The sequence below is a fragment of the Nostoc sp. C052 genome (genome assembly GCF_013393905.1).
Classification (GTDB): Bacteria; Cyanobacteriota; Cyanobacteriia; order Cyanobacteriales; family Nostocaceae; genus Nostoc.
The window spans coordinates 7,735,823-7,757,102 of the sequence record NZ_CP040272.1 but is presented as its reverse complement, the minus strand read 5'-3'; the positions used below and the strand labels follow the sequence as shown (position 1 = coordinate 7,757,102).

The 21,280-nt window shown below is 39.2% G+C and carries 20 protein-coding genes and 1 pseudogene; 4 read left to right on the top strand and 17 right to left on the bottom strand.

The window, feature by feature from the left end; translation table 11 throughout:
- Positions 1-176: 176 nt before the first annotated feature.
- On the bottom strand, positions 177-440 hold the full coding sequence (locus tag FD723_RS31890; protein WP_179068913.1) for a hypothetical protein: 264 nt from the start codon (positions 438-440) through the stop codon (positions 177-179).
- 160 nt (positions 441-600) lie between these two features.
- Here FD723_RS31890 and FD723_RS31885 point away from each other — a divergent pair, with 160 nt between their 5' ends.
- Positions 601-879 (top strand): hypothetical protein, encoded by a 279-nt coding sequence (locus tag FD723_RS31885; protein WP_179068912.1) that lies wholly within the window; start codon positions 601-603, stop codon positions 877-879.
- Between the two features lie 191 nt (positions 880-1,070).
- Here the strand turns inward: FD723_RS31885 and FD723_RS31880 are convergent, their stop codons facing one another.
- From FD723_RS31880 to petH, 8 genes and pseudogenes are all read right to left on the bottom strand, one after another.
- The gene (locus FD723_RS31880) at positions 1,071-1,361 is read right to left on the bottom strand and encodes a type II toxin-antitoxin system VapC family toxin (RefSeq protein WP_256874998.1); all 291 of its coding nucleotides are present in this window, start codon (positions 1,359-1,361) and stop codon (positions 1,071-1,073) included.
- Between the two features lie 123 nt (positions 1,362-1,484).
- Positions 1,485-1,739, bottom strand: coding sequence for a hypothetical protein (locus tag FD723_RS31875; protein ID WP_179068911.1), 255 nt, complete (start codon positions 1,737-1,739; stop codon positions 1,485-1,487).
- A gap of 110 nt (positions 1,740-1,849) precedes the next feature.
- Positions 1,850-2,803, bottom strand: coding sequence for a hypothetical protein (locus FD723_RS31870; protein WP_179068910.1), 954 nt, complete (start codon positions 2,801-2,803; stop codon positions 1,850-1,852).
- 3 nt (positions 2,804-2,806) lie between these two features.
- Positions 2,807-3,937: a DUF3696 domain-containing protein gene (locus tag FD723_RS31865; RefSeq protein WP_179068909.1), complete on the bottom strand. Its 1,131-nt coding sequence runs from the start codon at positions 3,935-3,937 to the stop codon at positions 2,807-2,809.
- A complete protein-coding gene (locus FD723_RS31860) occupies positions 3,934-5,088 on the bottom strand; it encodes a DUF262 domain-containing protein (RefSeq protein WP_179068908.1) in 1,155 nt (384 codons plus the stop codon). The genes FD723_RS31865 and FD723_RS31860 overlap by 4 nt, the downstream gene beginning before the upstream one ends.
- 268 nt (positions 5,089-5,356) lie before the next feature.
- Positions 5,357-6,084 (bottom strand): annotated as a pseudogene (locus FD723_RS31855) (Uma2 family endonuclease).
- Between the two features lie 159 nt (positions 6,085-6,243).
- Positions 6,244-7,530, bottom strand: coding sequence for a homoserine dehydrogenase (locus tag FD723_RS31850; protein ID WP_179069356.1), 1,287 nt, complete (start codon positions 7,528-7,530; stop codon positions 6,244-6,246).
- A gap of 278 nt (positions 7,531-7,808) precedes the next feature.
- On the bottom strand, positions 7,809-9,155 hold the full coding sequence (petH, locus tag FD723_RS31845; RefSeq protein ID WP_179069355.1) for a ferredoxin--NADP reductase: 1,347 nt from the start codon (positions 9,153-9,155) through the stop codon (positions 7,809-7,811).
- 1,199 nt (positions 9,156-10,354) lie between these two features.
- Here petH and FD723_RS31840 point away from each other — a divergent pair.
- The 3 genes from FD723_RS31840 to FD723_RS31830 all read left to right on the top strand — a co-directional run bounded on the left by FD723_RS31840 (position 10,355) and on the right by FD723_RS31830 (position 14,054).
- Positions 10,355-11,359: a phosphoribulokinase gene (locus FD723_RS31840; protein WP_179068906.1), complete on the top strand. Its 1,005-nt coding sequence runs from the start codon at positions 10,355-10,357 to the stop codon at positions 11,357-11,359.
- Between the two features lie 262 nt (positions 11,360-11,621).
- Positions 11,622-12,896 carry a methionine adenosyltransferase gene (gene metK / locus FD723_RS31835; protein WP_179068905.1) on the top strand — a complete coding sequence of 425 codons (1,275 nt, stop codon included), beginning with the start codon at positions 11,622-11,624 and terminating at the stop codon, positions 12,894-12,896.
- A gap of 378 nt (positions 12,897-13,274) precedes the next feature.
- Positions 13,275-14,054 carry a photosystem II S4 domain protein gene (locus FD723_RS31830; protein WP_179068904.1) on the top strand — a complete coding sequence of 260 codons (780 nt, stop codon included), beginning with the start codon at positions 13,275-13,277 and terminating at the stop codon, positions 14,052-14,054.
- Between the two features lie 95 nt (positions 14,055-14,149).
- Here FD723_RS31830 and FD723_RS31825 read toward each other — a convergent pair whose 3' ends face one another.
- The 8 genes from FD723_RS31825 to FD723_RS31790 all read right to left on the bottom strand — a co-directional run bounded on the left by FD723_RS31825 (position 14,150) and on the right by FD723_RS31790 (position 21,162).
- Complete coding sequence (locus FD723_RS31825) at positions 14,150-14,926, bottom strand: SDR family oxidoreductase (protein ID WP_179068903.1); 777 nt, start codon at positions 14,924-14,926, stop codon at positions 14,150-14,152.
- Between the two features lie 340 nt (positions 14,927-15,266).
- Positions 15,267-16,196: a hypothetical protein gene (locus FD723_RS31820; RefSeq protein WP_179068902.1), complete on the bottom strand. Its 930-nt coding sequence runs from the start codon at positions 16,194-16,196 to the stop codon at positions 15,267-15,269.
- A gap of 380 nt (positions 16,197-16,576) precedes the next feature.
- The gene (locus tag FD723_RS31815; protein ID WP_179068901.1) at positions 16,577-17,134 is read right to left on the bottom strand and encodes a hypothetical protein; all 558 of its coding nucleotides are present in this window, start codon (positions 17,132-17,134) and stop codon (positions 16,577-16,579) included.
- Between the two features lie 833 nt (positions 17,135-17,967).
- On the bottom strand, positions 17,968-18,573 hold the full coding sequence (locus FD723_RS31810; protein ID WP_179068900.1) for an exopolysaccharide biosynthesis protein: 606 nt from the start codon (positions 18,571-18,573) through the stop codon (positions 17,968-17,970).
- Between the two features lie 65 nt (positions 18,574-18,638).
- A complete protein-coding gene (locus FD723_RS31805; RefSeq protein ID WP_179068899.1) occupies positions 18,639-19,523 on the bottom strand; it encodes a lipid kinase in 885 nt (294 codons plus the stop codon).
- Positions 19,524-20,226: 703 nt separating this feature from the next.
- Complete coding sequence (locus FD723_RS31800; RefSeq protein ID WP_179068898.1) at positions 20,227-20,403, bottom strand: hypothetical protein; 177 nt, start codon at positions 20,401-20,403, stop codon at positions 20,227-20,229.
- A gap of 40 nt (positions 20,404-20,443) precedes the next feature.
- Entirely contained in the window at positions 20,444-20,860 is a 417-nt protein-coding gene (arfB, locus tag FD723_RS31795) for an alternative ribosome rescue aminoacyl-tRNA hydrolase ArfB (RefSeq protein ID WP_179068897.1), read from the bottom strand.
- A gap of 47 nt (positions 20,861-20,907) precedes the next feature.
- Complete coding sequence (locus FD723_RS31790) at positions 20,908-21,162, bottom strand: RNA-binding S4 domain-containing protein (protein ID WP_179068896.1); 255 nt, start codon at positions 21,160-21,162, stop codon at positions 20,908-20,910.
- Positions 21,163-21,280 lie beyond the last annotated feature (118 nt).

The following is a 21,280-nucleotide window of genomic DNA, read 5'->3' as shown; positions in this document are numbered from 1 at the left end:
AAAATCGGGGTGATTAGCACCCGCAATATTCAGTATTGTTTAAAATATTTAGTACAAAAAATATTTTATTTATTGCGTGAATTTATTGACGCTTATCCGAATCCAAGAAACGATCGCCCGAATTCAAGAAACGATCGCCTGAATTCAAGAAACAATCACCCGAATTCAAGAAACAATCACCCGAATTCAAGAAACGATCGCCCGAATTCAAGAAACGACTGCCCGAATTCAAGAAACGATCGCCCGAATTCAATAAACAACTGCCCGAATTCAACAAACGACTGCCCGAATTCAAGAAACGACTGCCCGAATTCAACAAACGACTGCCCGAATTCAAGAAACAATCGCCCGAATTCAATAAACAACTGCCCGAATTCAACAAACGCGCCTTTATCTCGCTTCGCTGAAGAAGATTCCCTGCGATCGCCCTGATTCCTCATGGTGAATCTATGTAAAAATATTGAGAAAACATATTTACAGGTATAAAAATATACTTTATTATAGAGACATAAGAAAGGCGATCGCCCTCGCGCAAGAGTCTGCGATCGCCTTCTTTTAACCCCAAAATCGGAGTCACCAAAATCGGAGTCAAATATTATCATGGCACAATCAAAAAAGTTCGCCAATTCACAACCAGCCCAGTTTCTCAGCACACAAGGCAGCGACGTATCTCGTTTCCATTCATCTTTCCAAGACTCATCACCCAGAAGAGAACGGATTAAACATTTATTAATTGGTTCACCCAAAGCTGTTACCAGCACAATTCACTTGTTGCATGTTTTGGGCTATGCAAATGTAGGTGATTGGAGTCCACTACTACCAACAGATAATTCCAATGAAGTCATGAGTATTTTAACCCGTCAGATTTTGACGCAATAATTCATACTGGGGTGCTTTTTGCACCCCTACATATCACAAGTAGCAAACTAATATTATCTATTCTCGAAGAAGTCGCATTTCCCATACGGTACAAATCAACAGGTGTTTTTCTCATCCCAATCAGCCAAAGACTTAGGCTTCCGGTTCAACACCGAGCGATTAATTTTCTCTAAAACTCAAGCGATCGCTATCTAAATATTCTCCACCCACAGAAGATGATTTGCATAGCTACTGGTTTTAAGAGCGTTGTAAAATTTTTCGTCTGCTGTTACCATCTGGCATTGTTGAGTAATAGCAAGGGTTAAGTATAAACTGTCATACACTGCGCGATCTGTTTGGAGGGCAATATCTAAAGCAAGTGGCATTAACGGCTGAGATAAGTACACCTCTAGAGGAACTGCATTTAAATCTGTTAGTGTTTGTCTTGCATTTTCAGCAGTGTCTTCACCGCGACAGACTCGTTTCCATAAGACGTTTCCCACCTCTGCGAAGAAAAAATCTGGAACTAAGAAAGTATGATTTTGTTAATAAACGCCTAGCTGCATGAGAGTAGACTTCAGGGATGAACCACTTGATCGCAATGCTAGCATCTAAAACATACTGACTCACCGTTCTCTATCTTCGCGAATGAGTTCAGTACTATCACTGAAAATTTTTCCTGTATATCTAACTTGAGCGCGTGCCACAGCTTCTCTGGTTCTTTCCATGTCGCCGCCAGTGTGATGGTATGTCGCTTTTTCAGCCGCTTGTTGTAGGATCTGTTTTAGTTCTTCTTGCAAAGACCTACCGTGTTGTTTGGCAAGAGTTTCTAGCTTTTGTAGAATAATAGGATCTAAATTTTCAACTAAGATTTGAGCCATAATTCTATGGTTGTTTTTTCGCTTCTTTTATTCAAGATTTGAAATTAGTTTAGCAAGTGTAGATGCAAAGAGAAGCCTAAGCGATCGCTTTTTATAATTAAGCTTTAAGATTATTGGATTTTTGGCCCGATGTACCCAATGATAATTTTATCTGGCCCTAATTCTTCAGAAAAATGAAGCCGCCAAGCCCCTGCACCAGTCATTCTTAAGTGCAAACTGAAGATACGATGTACATCATCAGGACACTTAAAGGTTAGTTTCGGCTTTAATTTTTGAAGTCTAGAGTCACTTTCTGGAGTTGCTTTGCTAGGAATCAGGTCTAAATCACAAGCTCCATCTGTCCAAGTTTTACAGTAGTTTTCTAGTTCAAACAACTTGTTTACAACCTGCCTGAACATTGGAGTTCTACAATAAAGGTTTTGGATCTGTTTGCTGACGTTTTCGCAAAACTCCAGATTGGGAAATAATTCCTCTCTCCGATTCCAAAGATCCTCACCGTCAATAACTCCGGTACGAATACGTTTTTGTATCCATTCTGCGTGTTCCTGCACATGATTGCTACGACTAACATGGATAATCTCTACAACGTAATCAATTACCTCTCCATCTTCATCCATTCGTCTGGCTGCGAGTTCTAGGTGGTTTAAATCCCAGCATTCTTCAAAAAGCAAACTAACTGCGATCGCATCAAGCATATAAGCAATACCAAGTCCAATTGCAGCTTCTCCCTGATGCCAAAATTCAGACAAGCCAGCATTATTTTCAATCTCTTGAATATCTGAATTTGCAATATTAGTTGAGAAAGGACTTCCTGTTGCTAAATTTCTAATAAAACCTTGTTCAACTTGATCTACTTCCCTATCATTAAGCCAACGACGTAAAGGATAGTCAGGTGCAAGTATAGTTGTATGAAAGTTATCTTTAGTGCGAAGATAGACTTTCACTCCCTGAGCTTTGACTGCCTTTATAGTGTTAATGAAGTTCGACATCCATTGTCGCGCTGTTTGCTTATCAGAGGTAGGATTTTGCAGAGAAAGTTCATTTAAAACTAGGTCAATCTCCACAATCTACTCTCCAGCAGGTTCTAACAAAACATCCAAGCTTTTTTCCCACTCATCAAAGAATCCATTAGGCCATCGATCAATTCTGCCATTACGATCAATATGTGGAGATACTACTTCTGTAACAGTTTGTCCTCCTTTTTCTTGTCGCTGAAAATAATGTAGCTGAACATCATCAGGCTTAATTTTGCCTCCATGAACAGCAAGACGAATACCATTTAAAACATGATCACTATGAGTTTCTATTACTATTTGAATTCCACAACTAGCTGCAAGCGATAATAATTCACCCATCTTGACTTGTCCTTTAGGATGTAGATGTGCCTCTGGATTTTCAATTATAATTAGTGTACCCGGAGAAGATGATAAAACTGCTACGATAATCGGTAATGTGTAACTAATCCCAAATCCGACATTAGTAGTACGATAGGGGTTACTATCCCCATAAAAATATTGTAAACTCATCAAACCTATATCTGAATTAGAGTTAATTTTAATTCTTGTACCAGGACTAACTTCTCTCATCCATCCTTCAACCTGGCTGCTAAGAGTGTTAGATTTTGCCATCGGATGTCTTAGTTTAGTTTGAAGAACATCTTTATCTTGATTAATTGCTAAAAAATGTGCAGTATATTCACCCTTACTACCTAACTGTCCTAGTCGCCTTGCTTGATAATCTGACATATCATAAGATGTTCGTGGCCCGAGACGTTCAGCCTGTAAATAGTGAAATCTTCTATTGAAAGGACTTAATTTATAGACATTCTCAATTGGTAATTTAGAATCTAAATTATTTAAAACATCTGCACCTGTCTTAATTTGGTCATAGCTAAAACGCCAAATCCCTTTTTTTCTATCATTCCAAATAATCTCGAAACCAAGATAATCCTCTTTGGCTCTTTCGCAAAATGCATCTTGAGCAGTACCAATGTGTACTAATTCACCATTCAATGCTAAACCGACATTTGGCAATAATTCTTGTTGATAAGATTGACGCAGCAAAAGTAGCGATTGTAAGACAGAAGATTTTCCCGTACTATTTAGACCAGAAAGTAAAGTTAGTGGCTTAAATTCGATTAACTGATTTTCAAAGGCTTTGTAATTGGTCAGTTTTAGAGAATTAATGAAATTAATCATAATAATACTTCTTGGATAATTTTCTCTACAGTTTCAAATCTATGCTCAATTTTATTTTTTACTTGAGAGATTGATACTAGAAAGTCTGCATCGTTATCTACATATCTAACAAAAGTATCAATGAGCTTTCGTTTTCTATCTTTTAAAATTTGAATATTTTCTATATTTAGTCTTCCAAGATTTACAGACCAAACTTCAAATAAAGATTTGTTAAGCGGAAACTTTCTTTTGTTTTTATTAGAAATTTTACGAAAAGCGTTATTATTAAAAATATCAAAAGCTGCAATCATCGCTTTTTTGAAATTTTCTTCTATTTTGATTATTTCCTCATTGGAAAGACTATTTATTTTCGACAAAGCTTTACTAAGGAAAGAATCTCGAGTTTCCTCTTGATATTCTTTATAAGAAATTAGATAAAAAGCAAGAAATCCTAGTACAAACTCTCTATCATCCATTCTTTTTTTCTTTGAGTCACTGAGATTAACAACACGTTTAAACTCTGAGAAAGAAGCTAGTTTTGCCACCAATTTTATAGCTGGCCCAGGATTCAAAGCATGACGCAATTCTTGATTGGAAAGAGGTACACCTCCCGTATTAATACGTTTAAATATATTATATTTGACTTCCAAAGGCGTACCTTTTTCAATTAAATATACTGTAACTTGAGTTTCTAAAATACGACGTTGATATCTTCGTTCTAATTCATCATAATTTTTGTTATTTAAGTCTTTTAGATATTCTAATCCAACTAATTTAAGTCTCTTATCACTTTTATCAATTACAAATTGCTTTAAGGCTGACAATCTTTGTAATCCATCTACAACTACCCATTTATCTTCATCTGTCTCTTCATTTGTAGCATCAATATAAAAAGCAGGTAATGGTATTCTAATCAAAATAGATTCAATTAATTTACTTTTTGCTTCTAAAGTCCATATATTGGCTTGTCGTTGAAAATCAGGTGCTAAATCAAGGGCTTCTTCGTCAATTCTTCTGAGTAATTGCTCAATGGTTGGCTCCCTTGTAGCGATATTGATTTTTTCTGGGTCGTATTGAAAAGTTACTTTTTCATATTGTTCTTCATCATTGTCTTCTTCATCTAAAGTTTCTTCATCAGCTAATTCTGCGTTATAATTATTCAAATTTACCACGGCGCTTACTCCTTATTATTAATGTTATTGTTGATGTTTAGTGGTACTACATCAGCAAATGCTGCTGTTTAACTGGTGTACTTCAATCCTACTATCTCCACAAATCATAAAGGCGCAAAAATTCGCGCCTCTACGTACCTAGTCTATTACTTGTTTACCTTCCCCAGGCAAATCACAAATTGGCGCGATCGCCTCTGGTAAAGTCACAGCAATGTCTAACGACAAGGTACTACGCGTCTACGCACCTGTAACCCACAGTCCATAAATATTAAACCTCTGGTTCAACGCCAAGCGATCGCAATTGGGCAGTCAAGCGAAGCGCTCGGCTCTTTCATCACCAGTCAACAACAAATTACCCTGCAAATCCCACCAGCGTAGCCAAGGTAATTCCGCATTTTGATAAACTCCTTGCCAAATACCTAACTCAACTCCCAAGCGGGTAATCGGATAATGTCCGCGTTCATTTGCTGCTAATAACTGATATTGTCCACCAATTAATTTATAAACTTCTACACTGGCTTTATTCACTTCATAAATGCCATAAAAAGCCGGATGGATTACTTGCTCATAAATCCAAAATTTCCCTTGAAAAGGTGTTTTGTCTCGTTCTTCACTACCATCCCCAGAAACAAATTCTAAGGCAATTAAGGGGGCAATAAATTCTCGCCATAGTACATAAGACCTCCGCGTTTGTCCATCGAGCAAGGGCGGTACATTTCCTACATAAAACCAATCTGGTGCTTCTGCGCCTCGTTCTGGCGGATCTGTCAAACGCCAGTAAATACCTAAGTCCTGTCCTATACAATATTCACCTTCAGGATGTAATTTTTTAAGGATAGGTGTAATCGAGTCAGTAAGTAAAATGCTTTGGGGATGCTCTTGCCAATTTTTGCCTTCGGCACGCTCCGCGAACACAAATGTACCATCTGACTCTGGTAGCTGCGTATGGTCGGGGAACGGGGTGAGGGCGGTGGATGGGTCAGTTGCAGAGGTCATAAGACTACCTTTGCAGGAGTAAGGGTTGTTCTTAGTTTAGCTTGCTTAGTTAACCAAGTTTCACTCGCAGCTTGGTCTGTATAAGATGGAGATTGTAATCCTTCAGGGTAATTAAAAATTGGAGCAAAGCAAGTTGACGAGCTTCACTCCCGACTAATCTTAAAGTACACGTAGTAAGCTAGGAATGCTTTCGATCGCTGACAAATCCCGAATTTCTGCCAAAGCTTGCCTAAAATTGCCTTCCCGCACATCATGAGTAACAACCACAATCTCTGCAAGTTCCCCTTGAAAGCCAGTTTGGACAATTGACTCTAAGCTAACGCCATAATTACCAAAGCAAGTCCCTAATTTCCCGATAACTCCAGGCTGGTCATTGGTAAGGAAACGGGCATAAAACCGAGTTATCAATTCTGCCATCGGCGCAATTTGGCAATATTCTTGATGTCCACAAGCTAATAATGGATTTGCAACTGCTGTATTAGTTTTAAGGACAGCAACTAAATTCAAAATATCTGATGTGACGGCACTGGCGGTTGCACCAGCACCAGCACCAGGGCCAAAAAACATTACTTGCCCGATGGGTTCTCCTTCGACAAGAATGGCGTTGTAAACGCCGTTGATGCTAGCCAAAGGGTGGGTTTTGGGCACTAAAGTAGGATGAACTCTGACAGAAAGGGGAGATGAGGGAGTATCACGTTTAGCGATCGCTAATAATTTAATCACAAATCCCAATTTTTCAGCATAGGCAATATCTGTCTTACTGACTTGCCGAATCCCTTCAGTATAAACATCTTGTAAGTTGATGCGTCCACCAAAGCCTAATGATGCCAGGATAGCAATTTTATCACCTGCGTCTAAACCATCGACATCAGCTGTGGGGTCAGCCTCAGCGTAACCCAAACGCTGGGCATCAGCTAAGACATCGCTGAAGTTGCTGCCTTCTGTTTGCATCCGCGTCAGGATGTAGTTCGTTGTACCGTTAACGATACCTGTGATAGTGTGAATGCGGTTAACGCTTAAAGACTGCTTTAGGGGTTGAATCACCGGAATACCACCACCCACAGCAGCTTCTAGCATGACGTAAACGCCGGCTTGATTGGCTGTTGTGAAAATTTCCGCCCCAAAGCGGGCGATCGCAGCTTTATTAGCTGTAACTACGTGTTTGCCATTACTTAAAGCTTTGAGAATGAGCGATCGCGCCGGCTCTAGTCCGCCCATCACCTCGACAACTATATCTACCGCTGGATCGTTGACAATAGAATCTAAATCTGTAGTTAAGACTTCCGTAGACAATTCTACTCCACGGGGCTTATCTAGCGATCGCACTCCCACCCGATAAATTTCTATCTCTTGCAACAATGGATGACGCCCAGCACTATCTTGCAACAACTGCACTGTTCCCGTTCCCACGGTGCCTAATCCCAGTATTCCTAGTTTCACACCCACAAATTTTGCACCCAATTTATTTTTTAGTGCTGTTAGCGGTAGCGGGGCGTTTAGCCCGTGCTGAGTGCTAAGTGCTGAGTAGTAACAAGTACTATTTAATACTCTACTCTTCAGAACTGAGAACTCTCGCCTCAGCTATTTACAATATTCATAACAAAACAATTGTAGGGTGAGCATTGCCCACCCTACTACTTCATAACTTAGAACTCAGCACTTAATAAGTTTCTACTTCATAACTTAGAACTCAAAACTCAGCACTCAGACTCAGCACTCAGCACTTAGTAGGTTTCTACGTGCCAGCGATGGGCTTTCTTGAGTTGCTTCTGGTAATCACTCCAGGTCACGCCTTCTTTAGCAGCAGCAGTTGTTAAGGCTGCATCAATACCTTCTTCCATACCCCGCAAACCGCAGATGTAGGTGTGGGTTTTTTCATTTTTAATCAATTGCCACAACTCATCTGCATGTTCCGCTACGCGGTCTTGGATGTACATTCTACCGCCTTGGGGATTTTTTTGTTCGCGGCTGATGGCAGCAGTCAGGCGGAAGTTATCAGGATATTTTTGTTGAATTTCTTCCAATTCTTCCTTATATAAAAGGTTTGGAGTTGTGGGCACGCCAAATATTAGCCAAGAGAATCCTTTAAATTGGTATTCTGGGTTAGCTGCTCTTTCCGCATCTTTAAACTGACGCCATAGATAAGCCCGCATTGGCGCAATACCCGTTCCAGTTGCCAACATGATGACATTAGCTTCGGGATCTTCGGGTAACAACATTTCCTTACCCACAGGCCCAGTAATTTTTACCTCTTCCCCTGGCTTGAGGAAACACAGGTGCGTAGAGCAAACACCGTAGACTGTTTCGCCAGTTTCCGGGTGCTTGTACTCTAATTGGCGGACGCATAGTGATACTGTTTTATCATCCACATCATCGCCATGACGAGTTGAGGCGATGGAATAGAGTCTAAGTTTTTCTGGCTTGCCGTTCTTATCTAATCCTGGTGGAATAATCCCAATACTTTGACCTTCTATATACTTCAAATCCCCGGCGGAAAGGTCAAATTTGAGGTGTTGAACAATACCAATACCGCCTTCTTTAACTAGCGGTTCATTAGATATTACCTTGCCAATAAACGGAGCATTGGGACGATAAGTGTTAACAGGAACGTCACCGTGGTCTTTTTTGGCTTTCGCTTGAGTCATGGTGTTGCCTTTCTTGTCCTTGTTCTTAAGCTGTTCTTCAGCTGGTGGTTTAGCGAAACCTTTGGTTTCACTATGAGCATTTACAGGTGTGGCTTTACCATTCCCTTCATTGTCAGCAGTTTCCCCAGATGTAGCTAACTCGCTGACAACGCTTGTAGCATTCCCAAATGAGGCTTTACCATTAACTGGTTCTAAAGCAGTTACAGGCTGGATGCTAACAATTGTGCCGCCTAGACGAGTGATACGTCGCATTTCTTGATTCATGCGGTTGTAAGGCACTCTGATGAACACACTGCCACTTTTCCGAATTGGGTAGTTAGTTTGATCAGTTTCTTCACTCTGACGCAAACCCACTACTTCATAAAGGAAGATGCGGCTACCTAATTCTGTGTTGGCAGCACCCTCAACAGCACCTTGATTGTACATTCGTTCTACCACTCCGATAATTTACTTAACCGTTTTTCAAAAAAAAACTATTCCCCTACCTTGCCAGCTTTAGTTTACCGGATTTTCGTTTCACAAAACTGGAGAAGGAAGGAAAAACGGCATCATTAAATTAATGCCTTGCTAAGTACACTCACCAAAGACATGCAGGCATAGCAAAAAACACACCTGTTCACCTTCTAAGGTAAAGGATAAGTCTTGTGGAGAATGTTAATAATGAGTCAATTTAATCTTTTTTTCGTTAACTACCACCCCCCTTAGGGAGATAGCTTTTTACCTTACTACTCAACGAGTAACTTACAATAGTAGATATTGCTGGAGAGATGCTTTAATTAGTAAAAGCTACCACTCTGTTTACTTACCTCCAAAAGTTGCCGTTGTGCTTGCTTATTTCAAGAGTTTAAATCTAAAAATTCAAATCCCGGAAGGTCTTCTCCCGATTGATTTTACTTCTCTAAATTTACTACTCTACCAGAATATTGTTTAGCTATAATTCATAACCCTTCTATGGATAACTACATGGATAGGACAAATATCACTACAGACATCACTATGATTTAAGCAACTATAATTAGTTTCACTTGATGTGAAAAATCTGTCAACCTCTATCAGTACTTTGCCATAACACCGACACTTCTATTTGAGCATATCCATAAATTTACAGGCAATAAATTGACTGATGCAAGTTGTTGACTCATTCGTTGGATAGATTTTGGCTTTGAATAGCTCAAGCATTGTCAAGCCGGAATTACAATTTAGGAAGATCAAAAAACTCGCTGCCAGAGTAAATTATACCTTATCTACTTGATTAGATAGAGTAACAAGTAGCAGAATGACAGCGCTGCAACACTTACGGCGATGGCGATCCCCATTTTTAAATTAACAACTAAATCAACAAAATCATTGATAAATCACGTTAATTCTTCTTGAAGGCAAATCTTGTATGGGATACCTCCTTCTGTTAAAATCAAATATACCACTAGGATTAAATACTTACCGGCACCAACATTCAGGCTAGTCCGGCGAGTAGCAACTTATTACTTTGTTGTCTACGCGTTTGGTGTCTTATAGATGTGCTAGGTAGCAAGAACGCAGGATAAACCAAAAGAGGTAAACTCCTGGCTTCAAAATCTGCTGTGTGAACAATTATTGACACAACTTTAGTATTTTAGAGGAGATTTATGACAAGTAAGCCGGAACGCGTGGTACTGATTGGAGTAGCCGGAGACTCTGGATGCGGTAAATCTACGTTTTTGCGTCGTTTGATAGATTTGTTTGGTGAAGATTTAATGACAGTCATCTGCTTGGATGATTATCACTCCCTGGATCGTAAACAGCGCAAAGAAACAGGGATAACGGCACTAGACCCCAGGGCAAACAATTTTGACTTGATGTATGAGCAAATTAAAGCGCTCAAAAGTGGTCAAGCTATTAATAAGCCGATTTACAACCACGAAACTGGCTTGATTGACCCGCCAGAGCGGGTAGAGCCGAATCACATTATAGTTGTTGAAGGATTGCATCCTTTATATGATGAGCGGGTGCGATCGCTAATCGACTTCAGTGTTTATTTTGACATTAGTGATGAAGTCAAAATTGCCTGGAAAATCCAGCGAGATATGGCTGAACGCGGTCATCGCTACGAAGATGTTTTAGCGCAAATCAATTCCCGCAAACCTGACTTTGAAAAGTTTATCGAACCACAAAGAGAATTTGCCGATGTAGTTCTCCAAGTATTACCCACAAACTTGATCAAAAACGACACCGAGCGTAGAGTCTTAAGGGTACGTATGCTCCAGCGGGAAGGTAAGGAAGGCTTCGATCCAACCTATCTATTTGATGAAGGGTCAACAATTAATTGGACTCCCTGTGGACGCAAGCTGACCTGTTCTTACCCTGGTATGCAGTTGTACTACGGTTCAGATGTTTACTACGGCCGCTATGTCTCAGTACTAGAGGTAGATGGTCAATTTGACAACTTAGAAGAAGTAATTTACATCGAAACCCATCTCAGCAATACATCCACCAAATATCAGGGTGAATTGACTCACTTGTTACTCCAGCACCGCGAGTATCCAGGTTCCAATAATGGTACTGGTTTCTTTCAAGTGCTTACAGGTTTGAAGATGCGTGCTGCCTATGAGCGTTTGACAGCTACGGAAGCAAAGTTAGCGGTTCAGGTTTAAAGCAGCAGTGTTTGTGTCAAAGCTTGTGGGGACACTTCCGGGTGTCCCCTTTTTTTTGTGTTATTAAATACATTTTTCCTAAAAAATAATCACCATATATTTATATTATTTACGGATATTTACCCTATGGTTAGTGGTTTTTATCAATATCAAAAAGATACTAACGACTGAAGTATAAATATTGTTATGATTTCATAAATTAGTAGTTGAACTAAATACTCACATTTAGTCAACGAAAAAACTCTCGATGGAGGAATTTCCTTTGTCTCGTCGATATTTATTTACCTCCGAGTCAGTCACCGAAGGTCATCCAGATAAAATTTGCGATCAGATTTCTGATACCATTCTGGATGCCTTATTGACACAAGACCCCAGTAGCCGTGTTGCTGCTGAAGTAGTAGTTAACACTGGTTTGGTGCTAATCACTGGTGAAATAACCACCAAAGCCAATGTGAATTTCGTCAATCTCGCCCGCAAAAAAATTGCCGAAATTGGCTATACAAATGCCGATAATGGCTTTTCTGCCAATAGCACCAGTGTTTTGGTAGCTTTAGACGAACAATCACCTGATATTGCTCAAGGCGTTAACACCGCCCACGAAACCCGCGAGCAAGATAGTGAGGAACAATTTGACAAAATTGGTGCAGGCGATCAAGGTATAATGTTCGGTTTTGCTAGCAACGAAACACCAGAACTGACACCATTGCCCATCAGTCTCGCGCACCGCATTGCTCGTCGATTGGCAGCAGTCCGCAAAACTGGTGAATTGCCATACCTGCGTCCTGACGGCAAAACCCAAGTAACTGTAGCTTACGAAGATGGACGCCCAGTAGGTATTGATACTATTCTGATTTCCACCCAACATGCAGCCACTATTGGGGAAATCACAGATGAGGCGGCTGTACAAGCCAAAATTAAACAAGACCTCTGGTCAGCAGTGGTCGAACCTGTTTTTGGCGATATTGACATTAAGCCTAACGATCAGACACGTTTTTTAGTCAACCCCACTGGCAAATTTGTCGTTGGTGGCCCTCAAGGAGATTCTGGTCTGACAGGACGAAAAATAATCGTTGATACCTATGGTGGTTATTCACGACATGGTGGTGGCGCTTTTTCTGGTAAAGACCCCACGAAGGTAGACCGTTCTGCTGCTTATGCAGCTCGCTATGTGGCAAAAAATATTGTCGCCGCCGGGTTAGCAGACAAAGTTGAAATCCAGCTATCCTATGCGATTGGCGTAGCCCGACCAACAAGTATCCTAGTGGATACCTTTGGTACTGGCAAAGTGGATGAAGAAACCTTACTGGAATTAATCAACAAGCACTTTGAACTCCGTCCCGCAGGGATTATCCATACTTTCAACTTACGCAACTTACCAAGTGAACGAGGCGGACGTTTTTATCAGGACGTCGCGGCTTACGGTCATTTTGGGCGGGCTGATTTAGACTTGCCTTGGGAACAGACCGATAAAGCCGAATTGTTGAAGCAAGCAGCAAAGGATTCACTTTCGGAAGTAGTTGCTCAGGCAGTGACTTAGACTTATAGACTACTGCAAAAACTTAGTTTATCTACGTGAGGGTATTGGCAACTTGACAAGTTACCGATGCCCTCATTTTTTCCTAGCCAAGTAGTCTGTCCCATCAATAGAGATGCCAATATTTGTCGGGTTTTGGGGAAAAGGGAAAGAAAAAACCTTTAACCCTTCCCCTTTAACCTTTTCCCCAAACCAAATTCTGAGTTCAAAATGCAAAACCCGAGTAGTATTGATAGAGATGCTGGTGCTGGAACTATCAAAAGAAAAGCATGAGAGATTTTTAGACTAGATAAAATGCCGCGTCAATAATTGCTTGAGAAAGTTAGAATCAAGATAGTTATAGCAGATTAATTCTCAATTCATAACTCATAATTTTTAAGAATGTTGCCACGAGAAGAACTTTTAAAAGGTGTTGAAAATCGAGATAGTGTAGCTCGTGTAATCGACCAAGCAGAACAAGCAATCAAAACTTGGGAAGTGGTTTTGACAGATTTTCTATCTCCCCCAGAATTGGTGGAAATTCAACGGGTGTTTAACCGATTAACAGAAGTGCAATTGATAGCGTGGGGTGGATATCCGCAAGCTGAACGCCAAAGAATAGCGATCGCTCGTTCGGAACTTCCTTTAGATCAATCTCAAGTCAGCTTTGCGGTTGTAGAAATCGCTGGTAATTTCCTGTTTGATACCGCTTCTCACCGCGACTTTTTAGGCGCAATGTTGGGGACAGGAATTGTTCGTGAAAAGACGGGAGATGTAATTGTTTTAGGAGAACGAGGGGCCCAGGCGATTGTTGCACCAGAGTTGGTGGAATTTTTGGAAATGAGTTTGAAACAGGTGCGATCGGTTCCTGTGAAAACTCAGCGGATTGAGATAACTGAATTAAGGGTTCGGGAACCCAAGAAAAAAGAATTAACTACTGTGGAAGCTTCTTTGCGATTAGATGCGATCGCATCTGCTGGTTTTGGCATGTCCCGCAGCAAAATGGTTGATTTCATTGATGCTGGTGATGTCCGCGTCAATTGGAAGGAAGTTACCCAAGCTAGTTCTCAAGTCAAATCAGGCGACTTAATCGCCATCCGCTCTAAAGGGCGTTTAGAAGTTGGGGAAATCGCCGTGACAAAAAAAGATCGTTATCGAGTTCAATTAACAAGATACATCTAATAAAAGAGGAGTTAAAAGTTAAAAGTTAAAAGTTAGGAATTTTAAATTTATCACTTTCTTTAACTCCTAACTCCTAAATCCTAAATTCTAAATACTTAAACTTTAAAGTGTTTTGCTAACATATTCAGCAGAAGTTTGCGCGGCACAAGCCGAGATAATTTGCTTCTAATTTGAGTGTTAGTATCAGAACTAATAACAGTCGGATAGCCTTTTTCTAAAGCCTCTAAAGATTCCCAGACCACTTTTTCAGAAGAATATACTTTATCTGTACTACTTGCCAGTCCTGGAGGGAAATTAGCTTCTGCAAAAAAGTTTGTTTCTATTGGCCCTGGACAAGTGACTAAAATACGGACACCATATTGATAATTTTCTGCCCATAGTGCTTCACTAAAGCTGAGAATAAAAGCTTTACTGGCAGCATAAACAGAAAGATATGGTATCGGTTGAAAAGCCGTAATAGAAGATACATTAATAATGCTTCCAGAACGACGTTGCCGCATCAAAGGTAGAAATTTATGGGTTAAATCTACCAATGCCAAAATGTTTAATTGTACGATTTTGACTTGTTTTTCTCCATCCACTTCGGCAAAGTCGCCATAGTAACCAAAACCAGCATTGTTGATTAACAAGTCAATAGTTAATTCCTTTACTTTGGTAGTATTAAATACACTAGCAGCGGCATTAGGTTCTGTGAGGTCTTTGACTATAACCTCTACTTGAATGTTGTGTTGTTCTTGTAATTGTTTAGCTAATTGGGTTAATTTCTCTTCAGAACGAGCAACGAGTACAAGATTTGTTTTGCGTGCAGCTAGTTCTTGAGCAAAGGCTTTACCAATACCACTAGAGGCACCGGTAATTAAAGCAGTGGGCATTCTACATATTCAGATAGGTTTTAATCACTTATAAATCTTACCTATGCTGACTATAAGTTTTAACTACCCAAAGTGATATACCCAAAAGTGTAAAAGTAATACTCATACCAATTTTGTATAAAGATGCGCTAAACTATATTTAAGTACAAAAAAAACGTAAACTTGGAGCGATTTGCCGCAGGCTACCGCATACTACTAGGTCGAAGCAAGCGACGCGCAGTATCTCGTAGAAAAAAACATAAAAAAGAAAGAAGTTAAAAGGGTTTAGCGCAACTTCACAAAAAAATGATATCAGATGTGAAGTGAGGGTCTGCTTCCTCTATTCAAAACTTATCCTTACCTAAGATTTGATTTTCGGAAGCGATGTGAATTCTCCAAATACACCAATATGGGATATTCTTAAATCTTCTTCATCTATATATTGAATGGACGAGTCTATTTTTTCAGGTAATTTTCCATCCTTGCACGACCACTCAAATACAAATTTAGAGTCTAAATGCTTGAGGTTAGAAAATATCTGCTTCCATTGGCTGCGTCGAATTCGATTTCCCCACCTGGATTGTAAGTCTCTCGAATAGGCTTCATGTTGGTAAACAAAGAAATCAAATGGTCTTTCATTTATATTTTTGTGATCCAGTAAATGAATAAGATGAAACATAAAACCATCTTCGGAGAGGCTACTTACAAGATTTTCTAAAAGTGGCACAACATCATCAACTGGCACATGCTCCAATACAGATTTGGAAAATACAAAATCTATTTTTTCTTTGCCAGGTAGTTGTTGAGATAAATCAATGGGAGCAATGTATTCTATGCCCAAATCTTTTAAGGCTTCTACGGATAAATTTTTTAATGAAAGTAGTTTATTTAAACGTAAGCGAATAATCTCGCGATCTTCAAATGTAGATAGACTATCTAAGATACTCCAATCTACAGACTTACATACAGCTTTGAAAATGTTGTCGGGTTGTAATAATGGGTAAACATCAGTTGCATAAATCTTTTTGGCTCCAAGAAGGTAAAATACTAACGAATGAGTCAGTAACCACCCACTTCCAATTTCAAGACAAATTTTGTCACGCAATACATATTTTCCTTTACCAGACTGAAGTAGATAGATAGCAATTTCATTAGCACAAATATCAAGCCTTTTACCTGCAACAGCTAGCTTACCTGAATGCACTTTATTATGTAAAGCTTGATATAGATCGGATGATCTAATAATTGATTTTGTGCGTTCATCAAGGAGATTCTTTACTAAATTTTTCATTTTGCACGCCTCTCTCGCTTAACTTATTGGTAATTTAACATAACACTGTTAACTGTACCAGTTACATGAGTTCCTGTATAACAGAATCATCTCACCTTTTTTGCTTCTTATACAATTACGCTCAAGAGCATCTTTGCTAATGGATAAAAGAAACCTTGGAATTGGGAACTGGGGATTAGGAATTAAGGATTTTTTAAGATTTAAATGGTAATTTAGCGGAAAGTTGAGCTAGTCTCTTAGTATTAGTATCAGTGGTAGCAAGTAATCGAGCGTTAAGGGTTTCCTTACTTGGGTAAACTGAATTTTTTATAAAGTTGGATGTTCTCAATAATGATTTTAATGATTTTTCATGGCGATTCAAAGTCATTTTGAATTTCTAATTACCATTTTTCAGACCAATAAATAATTTCTGAGGCAGAACTATTAATAGCCACGCCGTAGCTATCTCCATGATTCCACTTGAAACCAGGTCTACCTTTGTCATCTGTATTTAATACCAATATTTCATAAGTAGATGGGAAAGATTCTGTAGGCGAGTCACTGGTGTAAAAAAAAGTTGTCGGCACACCGTTAGGCTGATTGATGTGGTCATTTGTGTTACCACCCCTATATTTTTGCTTGGCACTACTTCTATATTGTGAAAGTAATTTTTCAATTTTGTTTGGTGGCTCTTTTAGCCTAATTTGAAAAAAGCTATTTCCCTGCAAAATTTCGGGAGAGTAAGCAATGCGAACGTTTTTGGCATCAGAGGGAATCTCATTAGGAAAGTGTTTTACTTGGTCATTATCAGACCATAGTTGATTACGAATTTCTTTATAGCGTGAGACATCAGTAATGATTTTAGGCTCACTAGTACTGCTAAAAGTTGTTCTCATAAAAAAGCTTCCCCCGACAATACTAAGACTAGCAAGGGCTAATAAAAATTGCGATCGCATCATCAAGTTGGGTGTCTCTAACTTTTATAGTCATATACCCAACTAATAAACTATATTCGTACTATTGCGGATATCCTATTAGAGATATTAACAGAAACTTTGTGTATCCAGAGGTAATTTGGGATATTTGTAAAATTACTGTGAAGCTAGTCAATGATTATCTAGTCAAATACCGTAGATGCTCTTCATTGAGCTTAGTACTACTGCTGTAGCGAAAGACATCAATTCTATAGCCATTTATTTTTTCAATTCTTCCTGATGCAGCAATGACTAAAGCGGATATATAAATAGTAGATGCACCTTAATTAAATCACAGTCCTCAGCTTTTAGTTGGGGGCTTTTTTTATAAGAAGAATTCATAACTCAGGAGTCAGAATTCATACTGAATTCTGTACGAGTGGCTGATGAATATTGGTTAAAAGCAAGTGGAATAATGGGCGAAAAAATTAAAATATTCTTGCCTGAAAACTCTATCCCTTTATGGGTAGAGTTTTCTGAATTCTGTTAACGCAGCGGGGCGTAGCCCATTCTGTATTCTGACTCCTGTTTTATTACTCATATATTTTTAATTCGGGAAATAATTTTGTCGTAAGTCTAATTTTCCCGGATATGGCAATAATGAAAGCGGATTAATAAATGGTAGATGCACCTTAATAAATTACAGCCCTCAGCTTTTAGTTGAAGGCTTTTTTATTGTTGATATTTTTTCATACTGGAAGAAAAAACTTTGGATGCTAGTTAAATATTCCCGGATATGGCAATAATGAAAGCGGATTAATAAATGGTAGATGCACCCTAATAAATTACAGCCCTCAGCCAAAAGCTGGGGGCTTTTATTATTTAAATATAGAGGGTAGTAAACTAGGAGCTAACCAGACTGCATAACCAATAAATCCAAACAGCAAGCTAATCAAGGCAGTAATGCCATAGCTGATGCAAATTAATAAACCGTCAGATTCAATGGTGGCAACAGTCAAAAGTAAAATACCTATAGTGGGGATGGGATTTGTAAACGGAATTGGTAATATTAGTAATACTGTTAATAAAGAGATACAAAACCCATTAATTCGCCAAATCAAAGGATTATGCGCTATTTTTGCTAATCGGGGACGGGCAATTTTCTGTAAAACTTTGGTAAGACGCCCCAAATTTTGCAAAAGCAACTGCGCGAAGGGACGAGGAAATTTGTAGTTAGCGATTCTTTTTGGTAGCCAAGGCGATCGCCTCCCTAAAACCATTTGCCCTGATAATAGTAAACAAGCACCACCAAAAGGGCCAGTTAATCCCGGTGGCATAGGAAATAAAAATGGCAAAACTAATAACGTAATTACCAGGCTGAAGCCTCGTTCTGAGGTTTCTGCCAAAATATCACCTAGAGTTAGCGGTTGTTCAGCTAGGCGTTGCAATAGGGACTTTATATCTTGAGAAAATCTCAGATGCATTTGGCGTGAATTGATGCGAGTTCCCACTTTCTAGCAGGGAGATAGGGAGATGAGGGAGAATACTCTTAACTCCTGATTTGTGGGGGTACTAAAACAGCTATAGCTTTAGGTATAACCCGAAAATGAGCAGGTGTGTAAGTAGTAATTTCACCATCTGTATTGATAGGGCGCGGTTTACGAGTACGTACCTCTATTTCTTGACCTTGAAGAGAGCGTACACTCTGCCAATGTATATGTTGCCCTTGTCGCATTGCAGGTAGTAATAATATTATCTGCCACCAGTGTTCAATCTCCAAGCTATAAAGGTCTAGCCTTTGATCGTCTATTGCAGCATCATCAGCCACGGTCATACCACCACCGTAATAGCGGCCGTTACCCACAGCAATTTGCACTGTTTTGACGCGAACTGATTCACCGTTAATCGCAATCTCTGCTGTAAAAGGTCTTGCTTCCCAAATTACTTGCAATGCAGTGGCAGCATAAGCAAATATTCCCCAACGGCGTTTGACTTCTTTGGTAAGTCGTTGAGTAATTTTTACACTCAATCCCAGGCTGGCAACGTTAAAAAAATGCTTGCCATTCACACAACCTAAGTCGATGCGGTGTAAATTTTTATATGCAATAATTTTGCAAGCTTCGTTGAGGGAATTCGGGATTCCCAAAGTTCTCGCTAAATCGTTAGCAGTTCCCAGAGGTAAAATTCCCAAAGGCAACTGAGTATCAACTAAAGCATCTACGGCAGCATTTAGAGTGCCATCTCCTCCGCCAATAATCACCAAGTCAACTTGATACTGATAGCGAAGTATAACTTCAGCAAGATGTTTGGGATCTTCTGTAGACTCTTCAATTAAATCAAAGTCGAGTGTCTTCAGATATTCAATCGCTTCCGACAGACCCTTTTGCCCTTGGCGGGCATGACGATTTACTAACAGCAGTGCGCGGGAACTCATGGTTAGTACCTTTTGTAGTTGATATGTCGAATTATCCGCATCTATATATTCTGCTTAAAGTTGACTATAAAAAAGTGTTCAGGCTGTGATTGAAGTTACCACTTGCAGCAGGGAATAGGGAATAGGGAACTCTTAACTAGGTTGAAAGTGCCTTGTATATGGCTTTTTTATTAGACTTCATCAAATATAATTATTAATCTTTGTATGAATTAATTTTAGGTGTTTTTATAAAATAGGGAATTGTTCAAATAATATTATGCCAAAAGAAAGAGATATTTTTCATTAATATAGATACATATTTTGAGATTAAATTTGTATAAATACTATGAATAATCATATTAATTCTTTGTGAAACTGCACAAAATCATGCTTTGTAAGATAAATTGCTTAACCAACTTATTCTATGGGAACTCCAAGAAATAAATTATCCAATATTGTGGGGTGGGCATCCTGCCCGCCCAGTCCATAATATGGCGGGCGAGACGCCCACCCCACAAGAGTTAAATGGATATTTTTTATTTGGAAGTCCCTATACAACCTCATAGGTAATCGATATTATAATTATTTAATTTTTGTTTGACCGAGAAGAAATTATATATGTCAATTTCTGCTGTGACAGATTGTAAATTGTCTATGGTAAAGCGATCGCACCTTGAAAACGATCCTTTCGTGTAAATCCCCATCTTCATTTTGAATTTTACTTTTATGACTTTTTCGGGTTCGTGTCGCCACCAATAATTGCTTGAAATACGTCCCCTAGTAAAGAGAAAAATGCTGCAAATAATATTACAAGCATTAAACTTGCAAGGGCTGCAAAGGGAGAAATGATAAGCAAGATTAAAAGCCCAAATATCAAAAGTTTTAGTAATGTCTTATTCATCTTTTTTTATTCATCAAGTTTTCTAGGAATAATCGATAAATCAACCATCTGTCACTCGCCCTCTGTTAGATTTAACCTGTCCGCGCTTAATTTTATGGTCAAGGCGCTTTCTTTGAGAACTGCGGGTTGGTTTGGTGGGTTTACGTTTTATCGTGACTACAACTGCACTTTGAATGAGTTCTTGAAGTCGTCTCAACGCTGACTCGCGATTGTTCTCTTGGCTTCGATGTTCTTGGGCTTTAATAACGATGACTCCTTCTTGGGTGATGCGTCGATCGTTGAGCTTTAAAAGCTGTTGTTTATAATAATCGGGTAATGATGAAGCCACAATATCAAAGCGCAAGTGAATTGCAGTGGAAACTTTGTTAACATTTTGGCCTCCTGCTCCTTGCGAGCGAATCGCAGTAATTTCAATATCAGTCTGTGGGATAATAACTTTGTTGGAAATTTGTAGCATTACTCACAAGGCAAAAGAGGAACTTTGAAATCTGGGATAAAAATTTTTTACTCGGTTTGTTCGGGAAAATCGATTACTACGTCTTGGTCTTCATTATTGTTCAAATTCACCTCTAAAGTCTGTCCTTGGATTGTTACTTTATCGCCTGGTACTAATCGCCGTCCTCGTCGGGTTTCTAGCATACCGTTTACTTGGACATCGCCACCTTGAATCATCAGCTTGGCTTGTCCTCCAGTTGGTACTATACCCATCAACTTTAAAAATTGATTTAACTTAATTGTGTTGTCTCTGATTTTCTTCATCGTGAATAAAACTACATTACTTTAATTGTATCGTGGCGTTATCAAGGTAAAGTGTGAATCTGTTGCACTACATATCAGCCGATATTAAATAAAATACAACCTCAAGTATTTTGTCTAG

Coding starts and splice junctions, on each gene's coding strand:
- FD723_RS31825 (WP_179068903.1), bottom strand. CDS start 14,926: ATGCCCACTGCTTTAATTACCGGTGCCTCTAGTGGTATTGGTAAAGCC.
- FD723_RS31810 (WP_179068900.1), bottom strand. CDS start 18,573: ATGCATCTGAGATTTTCTCAAGATATAAAGTCCCTATTGCAACGCCTA.
- FD723_RS31890 (WP_179068913.1), bottom strand. CDS start 440: ATGAGGAATCAGGGCGATCGCAGGGAATCTTCTTCAGCGAAGCGAGAT.
- FD723_RS31820 (WP_179068902.1), bottom strand. CDS start 16,196: ATGAAAAATTTAGTAAAGAATCTCCTTGATGAACGCACAAAATCAATT.
- FD723_RS31875 (WP_179068911.1), bottom strand. CDS start 1,739: ATGGCTCAAATCTTAGTTGAAAATTTAGATCCTATTATTCTACAAAAG.
- FD723_RS31805 (WP_179068899.1), bottom strand. CDS start 19,523: ATGAGTTCCCGCGCACTGCTGTTAGTAAATCGTCATGCCCGCCAAGGG.
- petH (WP_179069355.1), bottom strand. CDS start 9,155: ATGTACAATCAAGGTGCTGTTGAGGGTGCTGCCAACACAGAATTAGGT.
- FD723_RS31800 (WP_179068898.1), bottom strand. CDS start 20,403: ATGAATAAGACATTACTAAAACTTTTGATATTTGGGCTTTTAATCTTG.
- FD723_RS31790 (WP_179068896.1), bottom strand. CDS start 21,162: ATGAAGAAAATCAGAGACAACACAATTAAGTTAAATCAATTTTTAAAG.
- FD723_RS31865 (WP_179068909.1), bottom strand. CDS start 3,937: ATGATTAATTTCATTAATTCTCTAAAACTGACCAATTACAAAGCCTTT.
- FD723_RS31815 (WP_179068901.1), bottom strand. CDS start 17,134: ATGATGCGATCGCAATTTTTATTAGCCCTTGCTAGTCTTAGTATTGTC.
- FD723_RS31830 (WP_179068904.1), top strand. CDS start 13,275: ATGTTGCCACGAGAAGAACTTTTAAAAGGTGTTGAAAATCGAGATAGT.
- FD723_RS31840 (WP_179068906.1), top strand. CDS start 10,355: ATGACAAGTAAGCCGGAACGCGTGGTACTGATTGGAGTAGCCGGAGAC.
- FD723_RS31885 (WP_179068912.1), top strand. CDS start 601: ATGGCACAATCAAAAAAGTTCGCCAATTCACAACCAGCCCAGTTTCTC.
- arfB (WP_179068897.1), bottom strand. CDS start 20,860: ATGCTACAAATTTCCAACAAAGTTATTATCCCACAGACTGATATTGAA.